This window comes from Streptomyces sp. NPDC051133 (genome assembly GCF_040682635.1).
Lineage (GTDB): Bacteria > Actinomycetota > Actinomycetes > Streptomycetales > Streptomycetaceae > Streptomyces.
The window spans coordinates 181,861-197,793 of record NZ_JBFBBK010000011.1 but is presented as its reverse complement, the minus strand read 5'-3'; the positions used below and the strand labels follow the sequence as shown (position 1 = coordinate 197,793).

12 protein-coding genes and 1 pseudogene are annotated in these 15,933 nt (G+C 72.7%); 9 read left to right on the top strand and 4 right to left on the bottom strand.

Going from position 1 to position 15,933, the window contains the following annotated elements; translation table 11 throughout:
* From AB0N17_RS14575 to AB0N17_RS14565, 3 genes are all read left to right on the top strand, one after another.
* Nucleotides 1-1,161 (top strand): cbb3-type cytochrome c oxidase subunit I (locus tag AB0N17_RS14575; protein WP_366011639.1); only part of this gene is annotated, 1,161 nt, incomplete at its 5' end.
* Nucleotides 1,158-1,514, top strand: a complete 357-nt coding sequence (locus AB0N17_RS14570) for a hypothetical protein (RefSeq protein WP_366011637.1) — start codon at nt 1,158-1,160, stop codon at nt 1,512-1,514. The genes AB0N17_RS14575 and AB0N17_RS14570, both read left to right, overlap by 4 nt.
* Before the next feature lie 136 nt (nt 1,515-1,650).
* Nucleotides 1,651-2,208, top strand: a complete 558-nt coding sequence (locus tag AB0N17_RS14565; RefSeq protein WP_366011636.1) for a DoxX family protein — start codon at nt 1,651-1,653, stop codon at nt 2,206-2,208.
* A gap of 104 nt (nt 2,209-2,312) precedes the next feature.
* Here the strand turns inward: AB0N17_RS14565 and AB0N17_RS14560 are convergent, their stop codons facing one another.
* On the bottom strand, nt 2,313-3,338 hold the full coding sequence (locus AB0N17_RS14560; protein WP_366011635.1) for an alcohol dehydrogenase: 1,026 nt from the start codon (nt 3,336-3,338) through the stop codon (nt 2,313-2,315).
* Nucleotides 3,339-3,504: 166 nt separating this feature from the next.
* On the bottom strand, nt 3,505-4,167 hold the full coding sequence (locus AB0N17_RS14555; RefSeq protein WP_366011634.1) for a TetR/AcrR family transcriptional regulator: 663 nt from the start codon (nt 4,165-4,167) through the stop codon (nt 3,505-3,507).
* A gap of 152 nt (nt 4,168-4,319) precedes the next feature.
* Between AB0N17_RS14555 and AB0N17_RS14550 the strand changes: the two genes are divergently transcribed.
* The gene (locus AB0N17_RS14550) at nt 4,320-5,573 is read left to right on the top strand and encodes a YncE family protein (protein ID WP_366011633.1); all 1,254 of its coding nucleotides are present in this window, start codon (nt 4,320-4,322) and stop codon (nt 5,571-5,573) included.
* Between the two features lie 93 nt (nt 5,574-5,666).
* Here the strand turns inward: AB0N17_RS14550 and AB0N17_RS14545 are convergent, their stop codons facing one another.
* Together AB0N17_RS14545 and AB0N17_RS14540 are read right to left on the bottom strand one after the other, a co-directional pair.
* Nucleotides 5,667-7,571, bottom strand: coding sequence for an endoglycosylceramidase (locus tag AB0N17_RS14545; protein ID WP_366011632.1), 1,905 nt, complete (start codon nt 7,569-7,571; stop codon nt 5,667-5,669).
* Between the two features lie 74 nt (nt 7,572-7,645).
* Nucleotides 7,646-9,922 carry a translation factor GTPase family protein gene (locus AB0N17_RS14540; RefSeq protein ID WP_366011631.1) on the bottom strand — a complete coding sequence of 759 codons (2,277 nt, stop codon included), beginning with the start codon at nt 9,920-9,922 and terminating at the stop codon, nt 7,646-7,648.
* Nucleotides 9,923-10,177: 255 nt separating this feature from the next.
* Between AB0N17_RS14540 and AB0N17_RS14535 the strand changes: the two genes are divergently transcribed.
* From AB0N17_RS14535 to AB0N17_RS14515, 5 genes and pseudogenes are all read left to right on the top strand, one after another.
* Nucleotides 10,178-10,678 (top strand): (2Fe-2S)-binding protein, encoded by a 501-nt coding sequence (locus tag AB0N17_RS14535; RefSeq protein WP_366011630.1) that lies wholly within the window; start codon nt 10,178-10,180, stop codon nt 10,676-10,678.
* Nucleotides 10,675-13,170 carry a xanthine dehydrogenase family protein molybdopterin-binding subunit gene (locus tag AB0N17_RS14530; RefSeq protein ID WP_366011629.1) on the top strand — a complete coding sequence of 832 codons (2,496 nt, stop codon included), beginning with the start codon at nt 10,675-10,677 and terminating at the stop codon, nt 13,168-13,170. Before AB0N17_RS14535 ends, AB0N17_RS14530 begins: the two co-directional genes overlap by 4 nt.
* Nucleotides 13,167-14,021, top strand: a complete 855-nt coding sequence (locus tag AB0N17_RS14525; RefSeq protein WP_366011628.1) for a xanthine dehydrogenase family protein subunit M — start codon at nt 13,167-13,169, stop codon at nt 14,019-14,021. Before AB0N17_RS14530 ends, AB0N17_RS14525 begins: the two co-directional genes overlap by 4 nt.
* A 15-nt stretch (nt 14,022-14,036) precedes the next feature.
* Nucleotides 14,037-14,912 (top strand): MoxR family ATPase, encoded by an 876-nt coding sequence (locus AB0N17_RS14520; protein WP_366011627.1) that lies wholly within the window; start codon nt 14,037-14,039, stop codon nt 14,910-14,912.
* A gap of 812 nt (nt 14,913-15,724) precedes the next feature.
* A pseudogene (locus tag AB0N17_RS14515) lies at nt 15,725-15,933 on the top strand (hypothetical protein); the annotation flags it as partial.

The following is a 15,933-nucleotide window of genomic DNA, read 5'->3' as shown; positions in this document are numbered from 1 at the left end:
CTGGCCTTCTCCGGCTTCGGCACCATCCTCGGCGCGGTCAACTTCATCACCACGATCATCTGCATGCGCGCCCCGGGCATGACGATGTTCCGCATGCCGATCTTCGTGTGGAACGTGCTGCTGACCGCCGTGCTGGTCCTGCTCGCCTTCCCGGTCCTCGCGGCCGCGCTGTTCGCCCTGGAGGCGGACCGTAAATTCGGCGCCCATGTCTTCGACGCGGCGAACGGTGGCGCCCTGCTGTGGCAGCACCTCTTCTGGTTCTTCGGCCATCCAGAGGTGTACATCATCGCCCTGCCGTTCTTCGGCATCATCTCCGAGGTCATCCCGGTCTTCTCCCGCAAGCCGATGTTCGGCTACATGGGCCTGATCGCCGCGACCATCGCGATCGCCGGCCTGTCCGTGACGGTGTGGGCCCACCACATGTACGTCACCGGCGGAGTGCTGCTGCCGTTCTTCTCCTTCATGACGTTCCTGATCGCCGTCCCGACCGGTGTGAAGTTCTTCAACTGGATCGGCACCATGTGGAAGGGCTCGCTCTCCTTCGAGACACCGATGCTCTGGGCGGTCGGCTTCCTGATCACCTTCGTGTTCGGCGGTCTCACGGGCGTGATGCTCGCCTCGCCGCCGATCGACTTCCACATCTCCGACTCGTACTTCGTGGTGGCCCACTTCCATTACGTGGTCTTCGGTACGGTGGTCTTCGCGATGTTCGCCGGATTTCACTTCTGGTGGCCGAAGTTCACGGGCAAGATGCTGGACGAGCGCCTCGGCAAGATCACGTTCTGGACGCTGTTCGTCGGCTTCCACGGGACCTTCCTGGTCCAGCACTGGCTGGGCGCCGAGGGCATGCCGCGCCGGATCCCCGACTATCTGGCGGCCGAAGGGTTCACCACGCTCAACACGGTCTCCTCGGTCTTCTCCTTCCTGCTCGGATCGTCCCTGCTCCCCTTCTTCTACAACGTGTGGAAGACGGCCAGGTACGGCGAGCCGGTCGGCGTGGACGACCCGTGGGGCTACGGCCGTTCGCTGGAGTGGGCGACCTCCTGCCCGCCGCCGCGCCACAACTTCGTCATTCTGCCGCGGATCCGCAGTGAATCCCCGGCGTTCGACCTGCACCACCCAGAGGTACCGGCGCAGGAGCGGGAGTTGACCGCGCCGTGACGGCCGGGGAGCGGCGCGAGGAGGAGGCACGGGCCCTCGTGCGGGAGATCGAGGGTCATCTGCTGCTCGCCGCCGCACGGCAGGAGGGCCATGACGCGGCGGTCCGGCTCGCGTCCCGGCTGGGCTGGCTCAATGACAGCCAACAGGCCGAGGTCGAGGAGCACTTCGAGGCCGAGTACCTGGCGCTGACCCGCTCCTCGTGGCGCCGTACGGCCGAGCGCGCCGAGGAACTGCGGCAGGCGTACGAGGCGCGCTACCGGACGTTGCGGCAGCGGCTGCTGGCCTGCTGCGTGCTGGGGTGTGCGCTGCTGGCGACGGCCGGCCTGCTGGTCGTCGCCGCCACGCCCGGCTGATGCGGCCGGGCAGGCACACGCATCTAATGCGTTCGCACGAGAACCAATCCCCCGCCCCCGCCAGCTTCGTATACAGCAACATAACGAGCGTCGAGGAACGAATTGATCGATTTGCAGTAATCATGGGAGCAAACGCATGCTTACGCAGCGCATTCTTTACCGTTCCACCGATTCCGAGGACGCACAGAGCCCCCGGACCGCCGTGCCGGCGTCGTACGCCGCGGATGCGGGCATTCTGCTTCTCAGACTCACCTTCGGACTGCTGATGGCCGCACACGGCGCTCAGAAGCTGTTCGGGATTTTCGGTGGTCACGGTCTGGCGGCGACCGGAAAAGGATTCGCGGCCCTCGGGTACCACCCGGGAAAGGTGTTCGCCGCGATCTGCGGCGGGTCCGAATTGCTCGGCGGCCTCGGTCTGGCCGTCGGGCTGCTCACTCCGCTGGCGGCTGCCGCCGTGATCGGCGTGATGATCAATGCGATGGTGACGGTGACCGGCGCCCACGGCCTGTGGGAGACCGACGGAGGCGTCGAGTACAGCGTGGGCATCTGCGTGGTCGCCCTGGCCGTCGCCGCTCTCGGCCCGGGACGGCTGGCCCTGGACCGGTTCTTCCGCTGGGGCAGGGGCGGCTGGGCCGAGGCCGCCCTCGCTCTCGGACTGGGAGGTGCGTCGGCGGCGATCGCGCTCGGTCTGTGACCCGAATCGACCGGCCCGCGCTGCCGGGACACGAGGTCACCCCGGTGACGCACGAGACGGTCCGGCCGGTGCCGGAGGCGGTGCGGCGGCCGGGCTGACCCCGGTCAGCCGGTGGTGAGCACCATCCGGAAGCGGGCCTTTCCGGCGAGCATCTTCTGGTAGGCGGCGTCCGCGTCGTCCAGCGGGACGGTCTCGGTCATCGGGCGGATGCCGTGCAGGGCGCTGAAGGACATCGTGTCCTCGACGTCCTGCGAGGTGCCGGACGGGTGCCCGCGCACGACCCGGCCGGCCATGAGCAGCTGGGCCGGGTTGATGCCGAGCGGTGCGGTGTCCGCGCCGATGACCACGAGTTCGCCGCGGGGGGCGAGGCCGTCCACGGTGGCGGTGATGGCGTCGGAGTTCCCGGCGGTGGCCAGGACGGCCTTGGCGCCGCCCAGGGACTGCAGCGCCTCGGCGACCGGGGTGCCGGAGGTGCTGTCGATGTAGTGGTGGGCGCCGAGCCGCTTGGCGAAGTCGGCCTTCTCCGCGCCCCGGGCGATGCCCACGGTCTCGAAGCCCATCGCCACCGCGTACTGCACCCCGAGGTGCCCCAGGCCGCCGAGGCCGAGCACCGCGACCAGGTCGCCCGGCCGGGCGGAGCTGCGCCGCAGCCCGTTGTACGTGGTCACCCCGGCGCAGGCCATCGGCCCGGCATCACCGGCCGCCACCGCGTCGGGGACACGGGCCAGGGCGTCGGCGGGTGCGATCACCTTCTCGCCGAAGCCCCCGTCGTAGGCCCAGCCCGGCACCTTCAGGTTCTGGCACACGATGAAGTCGCCCTCACGGCAGGGCGTGCAGTGCCCGCAGCTGCCGCCGAACCAGCCGACGGCCACCCGGTCGCCGGCCTGCCACCCGCGCTCCCGCACACCCTCGCCCAGCTCCTCGATGCGCCCGGCGATCTCGTGCCCGGGCACCTCCGGGAACGTCACGCCCGGCAGTGCGGCGCTGACGAAGAGCGCGTCGCTGTGGCAGATGCCGCACGCCTCCACGGCGATCCTGACCTGGCCGGGTCCCGGCTGCGGCACCTCGCGCTCGACCAGCTCGAAGGTGCCGTTCGGGGCGGTCACCTGTGCGACTCGATAGCTACTCATGGGTGTCTCCCGGGTGCGGGTAGGACGGCTTCCCTCCCAGCAGACCAGCTCCGGGCCCATCACGCGCGCCGAACCCGGGCCCCTGATCCCTCCCCGGCCCGGGCCCGGCGCGTGTCGGCCGAACCCGGGACCGGCACGTGTCGGCCGAACCCGGGACCGGCGCGTGTCAGCCGGCCCCGGGACGCCGGTCCTCGGGCCGGAGCATCGCCAGCAGGAGCCGCACCAGTTCGTCCACCACCTCGTCCAGCGTGGCGTCCACCCAGCCCGCGCTCCAGTCGTGCAACAGGCCGTTGACGCTGCCGATGAAGGCCGCCGCCGGGAGCCGGTAGTCACGGGGGGCCGCCTCCCCGCGGAGCACCGCCGCGTCCGCCTCGGCGCGGATGAGGTCGATCCAGCGGGCCCGGCGGGCGAGCCGCTGCTCCTCCAGGCGGGCGCTGACGCCGATGATCTCCACGAAGGCGATCCGGATGCGGCACGGGTCGAGGGTGATGTCGCGTGCGTAGGCGTGGAAGAGCACGGCGACCCGTTCGGCCGGCGGCAGCCCCCGCGCCGAGGCGAGCGCGTCCAGCACCGCCCGCTCGGCCCGGTCGTTGACCTGGAGGTGGAGGGCGGCGAGCACGTCCTCCAGGGTGCGGAACTCTTCGTAGAACTGCCGGGTGGACAGGCCCGCGGCCTGGCTGAGGGCGGCGACGGTCGTGCCCCGGTAGCCCGGTCCGTCGCCGAACAGCCGCAGCGCGGCGTCCAGGAAGCGGCGGCGCCGCTCGGCCTGGCGTTCCTGCGCGGACCGGCCGCCGTAGCGGCCCGTCGGCGCCCTGAGCCTCCCCGCCACGCGTCCCCCTCCGTCGTACCACCGGACCTCAATCTTGTCGTGCACACATCTTGTCGAGAAGCCCGGCCACTCCTTACTTTTCAGTAAGTACACAGTGAATGCGCGCGTGTTCAGATTCCCCCCGCAGACTTCCTTGAGGAAAGAGAGCAGTCATGCCTGCCTTCAGAACCAGGCACCTGTGCTCCGTGGCCGCCGCCCTCGTCCTGACCGCCGCCGCACCGGCGACCGCGGCCTCCGCCGCCCCGGCCGCGCCCGACGGCCTGCGCGAGGTGCTGTTCGTCGGCGACAACTGGGACGGCACCGCCGATGTCGTCGCGTCCTCCGGTGACTTCGCGAAGGTCGGCCGCATCGATGTCGTCCCCGACAAGCAGCAGCGGCTGGCGGAGATCAACGCCGATCCGGTCAAGTGGATCTACTACACGTCCATCCGCAACGAGGTCGGCGAGGGACACGACCAGTACGTGGACGACATGTACTCCACGCCGGACGGAAAGTCCGTGGTCGTCTCGCGCCCGAGCTTCGCCGACGTGGTCTCCATCGACCTCGCGACCGGCAAGATCAACTGGCGTTTCCCCGTGGCCGGTTACCGCGCCGACCACATGGCCGTCTCCCCCGACGGCACGCGCGTGGCCGTCTCGGCCTCCACCGCGAACAAGGTGCAGGTCCTCGACATCGGCACGGGGAAGGAGCTCGGCGAGTTCGGCACCGGCGACAAGCCGCACGAGAACTTCTTCACCGACGGCGGGAAGTACATCTGGAACATGTCGATCGGCGAGGTGACCACCTCCCTCGACGCTCCGGGGTGGGACTGGACCAAGGGCGACCGCCACCTCACGATCGTCGACGCGACCACGTTCAAACAGGTCAGGACCATCGACATGCGGCAGCGGCTGGACGCGGCCGGGCTGAAGGACTTCTCCGACGCGGTCCGGCCCGCGGCCTTCACGCCCGACTGGTCCAAGCTGTACTTCCAGGTGTCGTTCTTCAACGGATTCCTCGAGTACGACGTGGCCACGGACCGGATCACCCGGGTGAAGACGCTGCCGGAGAACCCGGCGACGAACCCGGACCGCACCACCTGGCTGCTGGACTCCCGCCATCACGGCATCTCCATGAACCCCGAGGGCACCAAGCTGTGCGTGGCCGGGACGATGGACGGCTACGCGACCGTCGTGGACCGGGCCTCCTTCGACGTGGGCCCGCTCGTCCCGGCGTCGACGCCGTACTGGGCGACCGTCAGCGGCGACGGCAAGGACTGCGTCATCTCCGAGGCCGGCGCCGACCGGATCACGGCCATCGACTTCGCCACCGGGCAGAAGGTGCTGTCGGTGCCGGTCGGCGACCATCCGCAGCGCGTCCGGCTCGGGCATGTGCCGGCCGGCTGGACGGGTCCGAGCGGGGGCTGAGCGCCGAGTCGGACGCGGGGGGTCGAGCGGGGGCTTGAGCCCGTACGGCTTCCGGGACGCCCCACTCGCCCGGAGGCCGTACGGCCGCGCGTTTCAGAAGTGCGCCGCCGCCCAGGCGGCCAGCTCGGAGCGCGCCGCGTTCAGCAGGTCCGCCGGGGGCGCCGTCGCGCCGTCGGTCACCAGCGCGTAGTGCAGGACGCCGGAGTCGGTGTCGCCGAGCAGCAGCCGACGGCTGCCCGTGCCGCCCGGCTCCGGGGCCACCGCGACCGGGGTGGCGGCGGTGTACGGGGGCGGGGCGTACACGGTGCCCAGGTCGGAGACGACCGTGGTGGACCCGGTGGGGAAGGATGCCGGCAGGTGCAGTTCGGTGGGCGCGGTGCCGCTGCCGGAGCGCCACACCAGCAGTCCGTACCGACCGGCGCCGACCAGCCGGGCCACGCTCGGCAGGGAGCCGGGAACCGGGTTCCAGGTGAGGGTGTCGGAGCCGTCGCGCGAGCGGTCCTCGTAGGTGAAGGCGAGGGCCGTGCCGGCCGTGGCGCTCGGGTAGAGGCGGTCCAGCAGGCGGGCGTCCTGGCGCAGGGTCACGTGCCCGGAGTCGTCCAGCCGCACGGCGGAGAGGTCCTCGTCGTTCCAGGCGTCGCCCGAGGTGCGCACCTTGCCGGGGTTGCCGTTCATCGGCTCGTGGTGCCGGCCGTTGTAGAGGTCCCACTGCCACTGGGTGCCGGACAGCACCGGCCCGGAGGCGGCGGGGTCCGACCACCAGCGGGCGCCGGGCAGACGGGAGTCGAGGGCCTGGTACATGGCCTTCAGGACGGTCGGCGCCTTGTCGGACACGGTGCCGGACAGGGGGTGCCCGAACTCGCTGACCACGGCCGCGGTGCCGGCCGCCGCGGCGCGGTCCCGTACGGCGCCGAAGTCGGTGGCGTACCGGCCGTCGGCCGCCTTGCCCCACATCAGGATGCCGGAGATGGCCTTCTGGTCGTAGAAGTGGGTGTTGAGGACGTAGCGCGGGCCCAGCGTGCCCGCGTCGAGCAGGCCGCCCTCCTGCTTCTGGGTGGAGATGTTCGCGTTCCAGAAGAGGTTGGGCTCCACGAAGGCGGGCTTGTCCTGCCAGCCGGCCGCGTCCATGCGTGCGCGGAACTTCACGTAGAACGGCCAGAGCAGGTCGCGTTCCCAGGTGCGGGAGTTCTGCCCCGAGTCGTAGTCGCCCGCGTACGGCTCGTTGTACGGGTCGAAACCGGCGATGCCCGCGAACTCCGGTGCGGACAGATGCTCTCGCAGGTAGGCCATGGTCGCCTGGGCGGTGGCGAGGAAGGCGTCCTGAAGGCCGTGCTCGTCGTGCCAGAAGTCGTACTGCGCCTGCCGCACGGCGGCGTTCTGGGTGATGTTCTGGCCCCAGAAGAAGCAGATGCCACAGGACTCGGCGGGGTAACTCCCGGCGTCGACGGCCCACTCGGGGGCGCCGTCGCCGGTGTACCAGCTGCCCGTGGTGAACAGGTGGCGGGAGTACAGGTCCTGGTGGAAGTCGGGGTAGACGCGGATGCCCGCGTCGAGGAAGACCCGCAGCTGTGCGGTGACGGCGGCCAGGTAGGCGGTGTCGGCCCGGCCGCGCACCGGTTCGACGTGTGCCCAGGAGAGCAGGAAGCGGACCGCGTTGCCGCCGCCGAGGGCGCGCAGGGCGGTCGCGGCCTTCTCGGCGTCGGCCACGGAGGCGAAGGGCAGGCCGCCGTTCTCCTCCAGTTTGGTCTCGCCGGAGACGTTGTAGCCGCGCAGCACGATCTCGCGGCCCTGGCCGTCGGTGAGCCGACCGCCCCGCACGGTCAGCGGGGCGCCGTCGAACCACAGGGAGTCGGCAGGGGAAGCGGTGGGGACGGGGGCGGCGGTGGTGGCGGCCGTGGCGGTGAAGGGCGTGGCGGTGACGGGAGGTCCGCCCGTCACCGCCAGACATCCGCACAGGAGGGCCAGGACAGCCGGCAGACGCACCCGCATAGTCGTCATGTCCACCACAGTCCGGCGGCGCCCCGGCGGCGTCAATACCTTCTGACCCATGAGTAAGTTGACTGTCGGTCAGTTCACGTGGTGCGCTCCCCCACCCGGCGCATCACGTTCAGCAGGTACTCCTTCCTGTTCAGCGGGTTGTGGTCGGTGCGCCGCCGGGCCGGGACCGGGCCGCGGGTGACCGGCGCGTAGTGGTCGAAGGCCGTCTCCAGTTCGCCCTCGCCCCGGGTCAGCCCCGGCAGCCGCTGCTCCAGCTCGTGGACGCGGGCGGCGGGAACCGTGCCCTCCAGCGTGCCGTGGGTGTCGCGGGTGCCCGTGGTCTCCGGGACGGCGCCCAGCCGGGCCAGCACCGGCAGCAGCGCGCCGAGTGTGTCCGCGGGCGCCTGGAGCCGGAAGCGGTGCATCGGCTCGTGCACCAGGGTGCCGGCGCCGCGCAGCGCCTCGACGAGGACGAGCGGGGTCAGACCGCGGAAGTCGTAGCCGGTGCTGGACATGCTCTTGTCGAAGCCCTGGTGGGCATGGCTCTGCCGGGGCGAGTAGCCGGAGTGCGTCATGGTGACCGTGCAGTCGGTGACCTGCCAGCCGTGCAATCCCTGGGCCAGCGTGTCGTGGACGGTGTCCTCGACGGCCTTGAAGAAGGCGTACGGCATGGAGCCCAGCTCCACCTCCAGCCGGAACGCCACGCCGGATCCGGGCGGTGCGGGGTCGACGCGCAGGCCGACCGTGGCGAGGAAGGGGTTCGGGTCCTTCTTGTTGAACTCCACGGCGTGACCGGTGCCGAACGGCCGCTCGATGCACAGGGTCGTCGTCTCGCGGAAGGTGACGGCGAGGCCGTACTCGTCGGCCAGGGTCGCCTGGACGACCTCCTTCTGCACCTCGCCGTAGAGGGAGACGGAGGTCTCGCCGCGCGCTTCGTCGTGGCGGACGCCGATGAGCGGGTCCTGTTCGGCGAGCTGGGTGAGCGCGAGGTGCAGGGACCGCCGGTCGGTGCCGGGACCGGGGACGACGACGGTCTCCAGGGTGGGCGGCGCGAAGTGGTGCTCGTACGCCCGCCCGGGCAGACCGAGCGCGTCGCCGATGCGGATGTCACCGAGCCCCCACACCTTGACGATCAGCCCGGCGCCGGCACGCTCCCGGCGCACGTCCGCGCCCCGCTCGAACACACTGAGCGCGGTGACCCGCGCCTCGGGCCGGGCCCGGGATCCACGCCCGCGGTCCGGCCGGCGGTCACGGCCGGGATCCGCCGGCCGGCGGTCACGGCCGGAACCCTGCGGCCTCGGGTCGCGGACCCGGCCCTCCGGCCGGCTGTGGGCGCCCCGGTCGCCCGCGGGACCGCGGGCCGCCCAGCCGCCCGCACGACCATCGGCCGCCCAGCCACCCTGCGCACCGACCTCCGCCCGGCCCTCCGTGCGACCGTCGGCCGCCCAGTCGCCCTCCGCACCCCCCTGCCCGCCGCCCTCCGCGCCACCCTCGGCGCCACCCTCCGCCCGGCCGTCCCCGAACGGGATCCGGTCCCGGACCCTCAGCGTGCCGGTGAAGACGCGGGCGTAGGCCACCTTCTCGCCCGCCGGGCCCCGTTCGACCTTGAAGACCGTGGCCGACAGGGGGCCGTCCGGGTCGCCCGTGGCGGGGGGCAGGAGGTGTTCGAGGCCGGCGACCAGCTCGGGTACGCCTGCGCCGGTCATGGCGGAGCCGAAGTACACCGGATGGACCAGGGCCCGCCGGGTCTGGGCGGCGAGGGCCGCGTGCAGCCGGTCCGTGCCGACGCCGCCGTCCAGGTAGGCGGCGAGGAGGGCGTCGTCGTGGTCGGCGAGCGCGTCCAGCGCGGCCGGGCCGAGGCCGGGCACGAAGCGGGCGGCGCGGGTGCCGGGCGCGACGGCCGTGCCCATCGGGACCAGCGGTACCGCCAGCCTGCGCGCCATCTGGTGGAGCACGGCCGTGTCCCGGGCGCCGCGCCGGTCGATCTTGTTGACGAAGACCAGGGTGGGGATGCGCAGCCGGCGCAGGGTCCGCATCAGGATCCGCGTCTGGGCCTGGACGCCCTCCACGGCCGAGACGACCAGCACGGCGCCGTCGAGCACGCCGAGCACCCGCTCCACCTCGGCGATGAAGTCGGGGTGGCCGGGGGTGTCGATGAGGTTGACGGTGACGCCGTCGAGCGGGAACGAGACCACGGCCGACTTGATGGTGATGCCGCGCTGCCGCTCCAGCGCGAGGGTGTCGGTGGTGGTGCTGCCGGCGTCGACGCTGCCGATCTCGTCGATGACTCCGGCCGTGTGCAGCAGCCGTTCCGTCAGGCTGGTCTTACCGGCGTCGACATGCGCGAGAATTCCGAGATTGAGCAGATGCACTGAGCGTGATGTCCTTCGGCATGGGGTGGGTTCCTTCCTGGGTGGACATGCACGCAGCGCGCATCTGAGGGCCTCTTCTGTGTGACGTCGGGTCCCGAGCAGTGCAGCAGGGCCGCTCCCCCGGCGGCAATGGATTAATGCTCAACGGATCCGGGGCCGCAGCGCTCGCCGCCTCCCGGGGGCGGTCATAGAGTGACCTACATCACGCCGGACCGGCTGATCTCCTCACTCCTGCCCGCACGGTCTGGAGGGCGCATGACCCACATCACGGTGAACGTGGACGGCACGACGTACGAGGACGACGTGGAACCCCGTCTCCTCCTGGCCCACTACCTGCGCGACCGTCTCGGCCTGACCGGCACCCCGATCGGCTGCGACACCTCGAACTGCGGGGCGTGCACGGTCGACCTGGACGGGGCGACCGTCAAGAGCTGCTCGGTGCTGGCCGTGCAGGCGGACGGCGGCGAGGTGACGACGATCCAGGGGCTGGCGCGGGACGGCGAGTGGACGGCGCTGCAGCGCGCCTTCCACGAGCGGCACGGACTGCAGTGCGGCTACTGCACCCCCGGAATGATCATGGCGGCCCGGGATCTCCTGCGTGAGAACCCGCACCCTTCCTCCGAGGAGGTCCGGCAGGCCCTGGAGGGCAACCTCTGCCGGTGCACCGGCTATCAGAACATCGTCCGCGCGGTGCTCGCCGCCGCCGAAGGGGACGTGGGCGCCGGGCAGCAGGTCACCGAGGAGGCCACGGCATGACCGATCAGGCAGTGGAACACGAGGTCGGCCGCTCCCGGCTGCGCAAGGAGGACGCCCGGCTGATCACCGGCCAGACCAACTGGACCGACAACATCCAGGTGGCCGGACTGCTGCACTTGGCCGTCCTGCGCAGCCCGATGGCGCACGCGCGGATCACCCGTATCGACGTCTCCCCCGCCCGCGAACGCCCCGGTGTCGTCGCCGCGTTCAGCGGCGCCGACCTCGCCGACGGGCTGGGCTCACTGCCCTGCGCCTGGCCCGTGACCGAGGACATCGTGCTCCCCGACCACCCGCCGATCGCCGTGGACGAGGTGCGCCACGCCGGGGACCCGGTGGCCGTCGTGGTGGCCCGGGACCGGTACGCGGCGGCCGACGCCCTGGAGGCCGTCGAGGTCGACTACGACCCGCTGCCCCCGGTCCTCGACCTGGAGGCCGCGCTCGCCGACGACGCCCCGCTGGTCCACTCCGACAAGGGCACCAACCGCTGCTACACCTGGCCGCTCGCCACCGGCGAGAGCTTCGAGAGCGTACGGGAACGCGCCGAGGTGGTGCTCAAGCGCCGCTACCACCAGCAACGGCTGATCCCCAACGCCATGGAACCGCGTGCGGTGGTCGTCACCCCGATCGCCGCCTCCGGCGAGTACACGGTGTACTCGGCGACCCAGATCCCGCACATCCTGCGGATCATGCTGGCCACCGTCACCGGCGTCCCCGAGCACAAGCTGCGGGTGATCGCCCCGGACGTGGGCGGCGGCTTCGGCTCCAAGCTCCAGGTGTACGGCGAGGAGGCCCTCGCCCTCGCGGTGGCCCGCCGACTCGGCCGCCCGGTGAAGTGGACCGAGTCCCGCTCCGAGGGCTACCTCGCCACCCACCACGGCCGCGGCATGATCCAGGACGTCGAGGTCGCCGCCACCCGCGAGGGCAGGCTGCTCGGGCTGAAGGTGGACCTGCTCGCCGACATGGGCGCGTACCTGATGCTCGTCACCCCGGGCATCCCGATCCTCGGCGCCTTCATGTACCCGGCGATCTACAAGATGGACGCCTACCGGTTCACCTGCACCGGCGTCTTCACCACCCGCACGCCCACCGACGCCTACCGCGGCGCCGGGCGCCCCGAGGCGACGTTCGCCATCGAGCGGACCATGGACGAACTCGCCCACGAACTCGGCCTGGACCCGATCGAGGTGCGGCGCCGGAACTGGATCCGGCACGAGGAGTTCCCGTACACCACGATCGCCGGGCTCACCTACGACAGCGGCAACTACGAGGCGGCCACCGAGAAGGCGCTCGCCCTGTTCCGCTACGACGAGCTGCGGACCGAACAGCGCGAGCGCAACGAACGCGGCGACACCGTGCGCCTGGGCATCGGCGTGTCGACCTTCACGGAGATGTGCGGGCTCGCGCCGAGCCGGGTGCTGCGCGACCTGCGGTACGGGGCCGGCGGCTGGGAGGCGGCGAGCATCCGCATGCTGCCCACCGGCAAGGTCGAGGTGGTCACCGGCACCAGCCCGCACGGGCAGAGCCACGAGACCTGCTGGAGCCAGATCGCCGCCGACGTGCTCGGCGTGCCCTTCGAGGACATCGAGGTGGTGCACGGCGACACCAAGGCGTCCCCGCAGGGCATGGACACCTACGGCTCCCGGTCGCTGGCCGTCGGCGGCGAGGCCGTCCACCGGGCGGCGGTGCAGGTGGTGGAGAAGGCCCGGAGGGTCGCCGCGCACCTGCTGGAGGCGAGCGAGCAGGACCTGGAGTTCAGCGACGGCGTCTTCTCCGTCAAGGGCTCCCCGGAGGCCCGCAAGAGCATCCAGGAGATCGCCTTCGAGACGTTCACCAGCCACGACCTGCCCGACGGCGTCGAACCGTCCATCAACGCCGAGACGGTGCTCGACCCGGAGAACTTCTCCTACCCGCACGGCACCCACCTGTGCGCGGTCGAGGTCGACACGGAGACGGGGAAGACGACGATCCGCCGTTACGTCTGCGTGGACGACGTCGGCACGGTCGTCAACCCGATGATCGTCGAGGGCCAGGTGCACGGCGGGCTCGCCCAGGGCATCGCCCAGGCGCTGTTCGAGGAGGCCGTCTACGACGACGAGGGCAACCTGGTTTCCGGCACCATGGCCGACTACCTGGTGCCGTCGGCGGCGGACCTGCCGGACTTCGTCACCGACCGCACGGAGACCCCGGCCGTCGACAACGCCATGGGCGTCAAGGGCGTCGGCGAGGCGGGGACGATCGCCTCGACGCCGGCCGTCGTGAACGCCGTGGTGGACGCGCTGCGCCCGCTGGGGGTGGAGGACGTGCGGATGCCGTGTTCGCCGCACCGGGTGTGGCAGGCGATCCGGGCGGCACGCACCGGCGCCGGCGAGGAGGTCGGCGGGACGGGTCCCGCCCAGTCCGGGCAGTCGGGGCAGGCGGCGCAGTCCGGCGATGTCGGTCAGTACGGCGAGCCCGGTCAGCCGGCTCAGCCGGGGACGGAGACTTCGGCATGATTCCCCCCGCATTCGACTACGCCCGTCCGTCCAGCGTGGACGAGGCGGTACGCGCGCTCGCCGACGCCGGCGAGGAGGGCAAGGTGCTGGCGGGCGGGCAGAGCCTGCTGCCGCTGCTGCGGCTGCGGCTGGCCTTCCCCGAACTCGTCGTCGACGTCGGCCGGGTCCCGGAGCTGCGCGGGGTCCGCGAGGACGGCGACACGCTCGTCGTCGGCGCGATGACCACGCACCACGAGGTGGTGCACGACCCGCTGGTGCGCCGGTACGCGGGTCTGCTGGCCGAGGCGACGGCCACGGTGGCCGATCCGGCCGTACGGCACCGGGGCACCCTCGGCGGTTCCCTCGCGCACGCCGACCCCGCCGGTGACCTGCCCGCCGTCGCGCTGGCGCTGGACGCCGAACTGGTCGTGGCCGGTCCCGGCGGACGGCGTACGGTCCCGGCGCGCGAGTTCTTCCTCGACTACCTGCAGTCGGCGCTGGCACCCGACGAGCTGCTGGTGGAGGTCCGGGTCCCGAAGCGGGACGGCTGGGGCTTCCACTACGAGAAGTTCCATCCGGTCGCCCAGTCCTGGGCCATCGTCGGTGTCGCGGCGCTGGTGCGGCGCGACGACGGGCGGATCGCCGAGGCGCGCGTCGGCCTGACCAACATGGGCGCCACCCCGCTGCGGGCCACGGCGGCCGAGGAGGCGCTGGCCGGCGCGGACGGCGCGGACGCCGTCGCCCGGGCCGCCGAGGCGGCGGCCGAGGGCGCCCGGCCCTCGCAGGACCTGTCGGCGTCGCCCGAGTACCGGCAGCACCTCGCGCGCGTGCTGACCCGGCGGGCGGTGCTGGCCGCCACGGGATGGGGGTGAGCGCCGATCACCCGGATGGACGGCCCGGACCAGGTGCGGGCCCGCCTGGAGGAGACGGGGTATCTCGTCGACGAGGGGCTGGCCGTCACCTGCTTCCTGGCGCTGCGACTGCACCGGCCGCTGTTCTGCGAGGGCGACGCGGGCGTCGGCAAGACCGCGCTCGCCGGCGCCCTCGCCGAGGCGCTCGGCGCGCCGCTGATCCGGCTGCAGTGCCACGAGGGCATCGACGCCTCCCAGGCCCTGTACGACTGGGACTTCCCGCGCCAGTTGCTGCACCTGCGGGCCGCGGAGGCGGCCGGGGTGAAGGACGCCGACCGGCTGGAGAGCGAGCTGTACGACCGGCGGTTCCTCGTCGCCCGGCCGCTGCTGCGTGCCCTGCAGACGCAGCCGTCGGTGCTGCTGGTCGACGAGATCGACCGGGCCGACGACGAGTTCGAGGCGTTCCTGCTGGAGCTGCTCTCCGAGTACGCGGTGACCATTCCGGAGCTGGGCACGCTGCGCGCGGAGGAGCCGCCGGTGGTCGTGCTGACCTCCAACCGGACCCGGGAGGTGCACGACGCGCTGAAGCGGCGGTGTCTGTACCACTGGTTCGACCACCCGTCGTTCGGCCGCGAACTGGCCATCGTCCGGCGCCGGCTCCCCCGGGTGTCGGCACGGCTGGCCGAGCAGGTCACCGCGCTGGTGCAGGCGCTGCGCGGCGCCGACCTGCTCAAGCCGCCGGGTGTGGCCGAGACGATCGACTGGGCCGAGGCCCTGGACGCGCTGGGGGCCGGCGAGGTGGACGCGGAACTGGCCGTGACGACGCTGGGATCGGTGCTGAAGTACCGGGAGGACGTGGACCGGGCCCGGGGGCTCGACCTCACGGCGGTCCTGGCGGCCCGGGGAGCGTGACACCGATGCCCGCCCCCGCGCCCACCCCGGGCATCCCGCCGACACCGGACTCCGTAACGCCCCCTCGCGGCATCTCGCCGGCCCCGGACCTCGCAACGCCCGCACCGGGCATCCCGCCGGCACCGGACCCCGCTCCGCCCGTACCGGAGGTCCCGACGGCACCGGCCCCCACGGCGCCCACCCCGCGCCGCGTCCCTCCCGCGCCGGACAGCGCACCACCCTCCCTGGGGGTCCCGCCGGCCCCGGACCTCTCGCCGCCCGCACCGGATGTCCCACCGGCACCGGCCCCCACGGCGCCCGCACCGGACACCCCGCCCGCATCGGACCCCGCGGCGCCCACCCCGCGCCGCGTCCCTCCCCTGCCGGACACCGCACCCCGCGCCCTGGGGGTCCCGCCGGCGCCGGACCCCGCTCCGCCCGTACCGGAGGTCCCACCGGCACCGGCCCCCACGGCGCCCGCACTGGGCACCCCGCCCGCATCGGACCCCGCGGCGCCCACCCCGCGCCGCGTCCCTCCCGCGCCGGACACCGCACCACCCTCCCTGGGGGTCCCGCCGGCCCCGGAAGACACGCCGTCGGCCTCTGACATCTCGCCCGCCCCAGCCGGCCCGCCCGCCTCGGGCCCCACACCACCCTCCCCCCGCCGCGTCCCTTCCGCATCGGACACCGGGCCTCCGGCCTCGGGCATCCCGCCCTGCCCGGACCCGGCGCCACCCACTCCGGGGCAGGGGCCACCCACCCCGGGCCAGGGCCCGCCCGCTCCGGGTCCCGTGCCGGCCGGCCCCGGGCGTGGGCCGCTCGGGGCGGACGCCGTGCTGCTCGGGTTCGTGCGGGCCCTGCGGGCGGCGGGGGTCGAGGCCAGTACCGAGCGGCTGTACGCGTTCCTGCGCGCCGTGGACGTGCTGCGGCCGGGGATGCGGACCGACGTGTACTGGGCGGGGCGGGCGACGCTGTGCGGCGGTCACGACGACCTGGAGCGGTACGAGCGCGTGTTCGCCGCCTACTTCGAGGCACCCGGCGG

Excerpts from the sequence above, each read along its gene's own strand:
- AB0N17_RS14560 (WP_366011635.1), bottom strand. The coding sequence starts at position 3,338 with ATGAGTAGCTATCGAGTCGCACAGGTGACCGCCCCGAACGGCACCTTC.
- AB0N17_RS14525 (WP_366011628.1), top strand. The coding sequence starts at position 13,167 with ATGATTCCCCCCGCATTCGACTACGCCCGTCCGTCCAGCGTGGACGAG.
- AB0N17_RS14535 (WP_366011630.1), top strand. The coding sequence starts at position 10,178 with ATGACCCACATCACGGTGAACGTGGACGGCACGACGTACGAGGACGAC.
- AB0N17_RS14550 (WP_366011633.1), top strand. The coding sequence starts at position 4,320 with ATGCCTGCCTTCAGAACCAGGCACCTGTGCTCCGTGGCCGCCGCCCTC.
- AB0N17_RS14565 (WP_366011636.1), top strand. The coding sequence starts at position 1,651 with ATGCTTACGCAGCGCATTCTTTACCGTTCCACCGATTCCGAGGACGCA.
- AB0N17_RS14530 (WP_366011629.1), top strand. The coding sequence starts at position 10,675 with ATGACCGATCAGGCAGTGGAACACGAGGTCGGCCGCTCCCGGCTGCGC.
- AB0N17_RS14545 (WP_366011632.1), bottom strand. The coding sequence starts at position 7,571 with ATGACGACTATGCGGGTGCGTCTGCCGGCTGTCCTGGCCCTCCTGTGC.
- AB0N17_RS14520 (WP_366011627.1), top strand. The coding sequence starts at position 14,037 with ATGGACGGCCCGGACCAGGTGCGGGCCCGCCTGGAGGAGACGGGGTAT.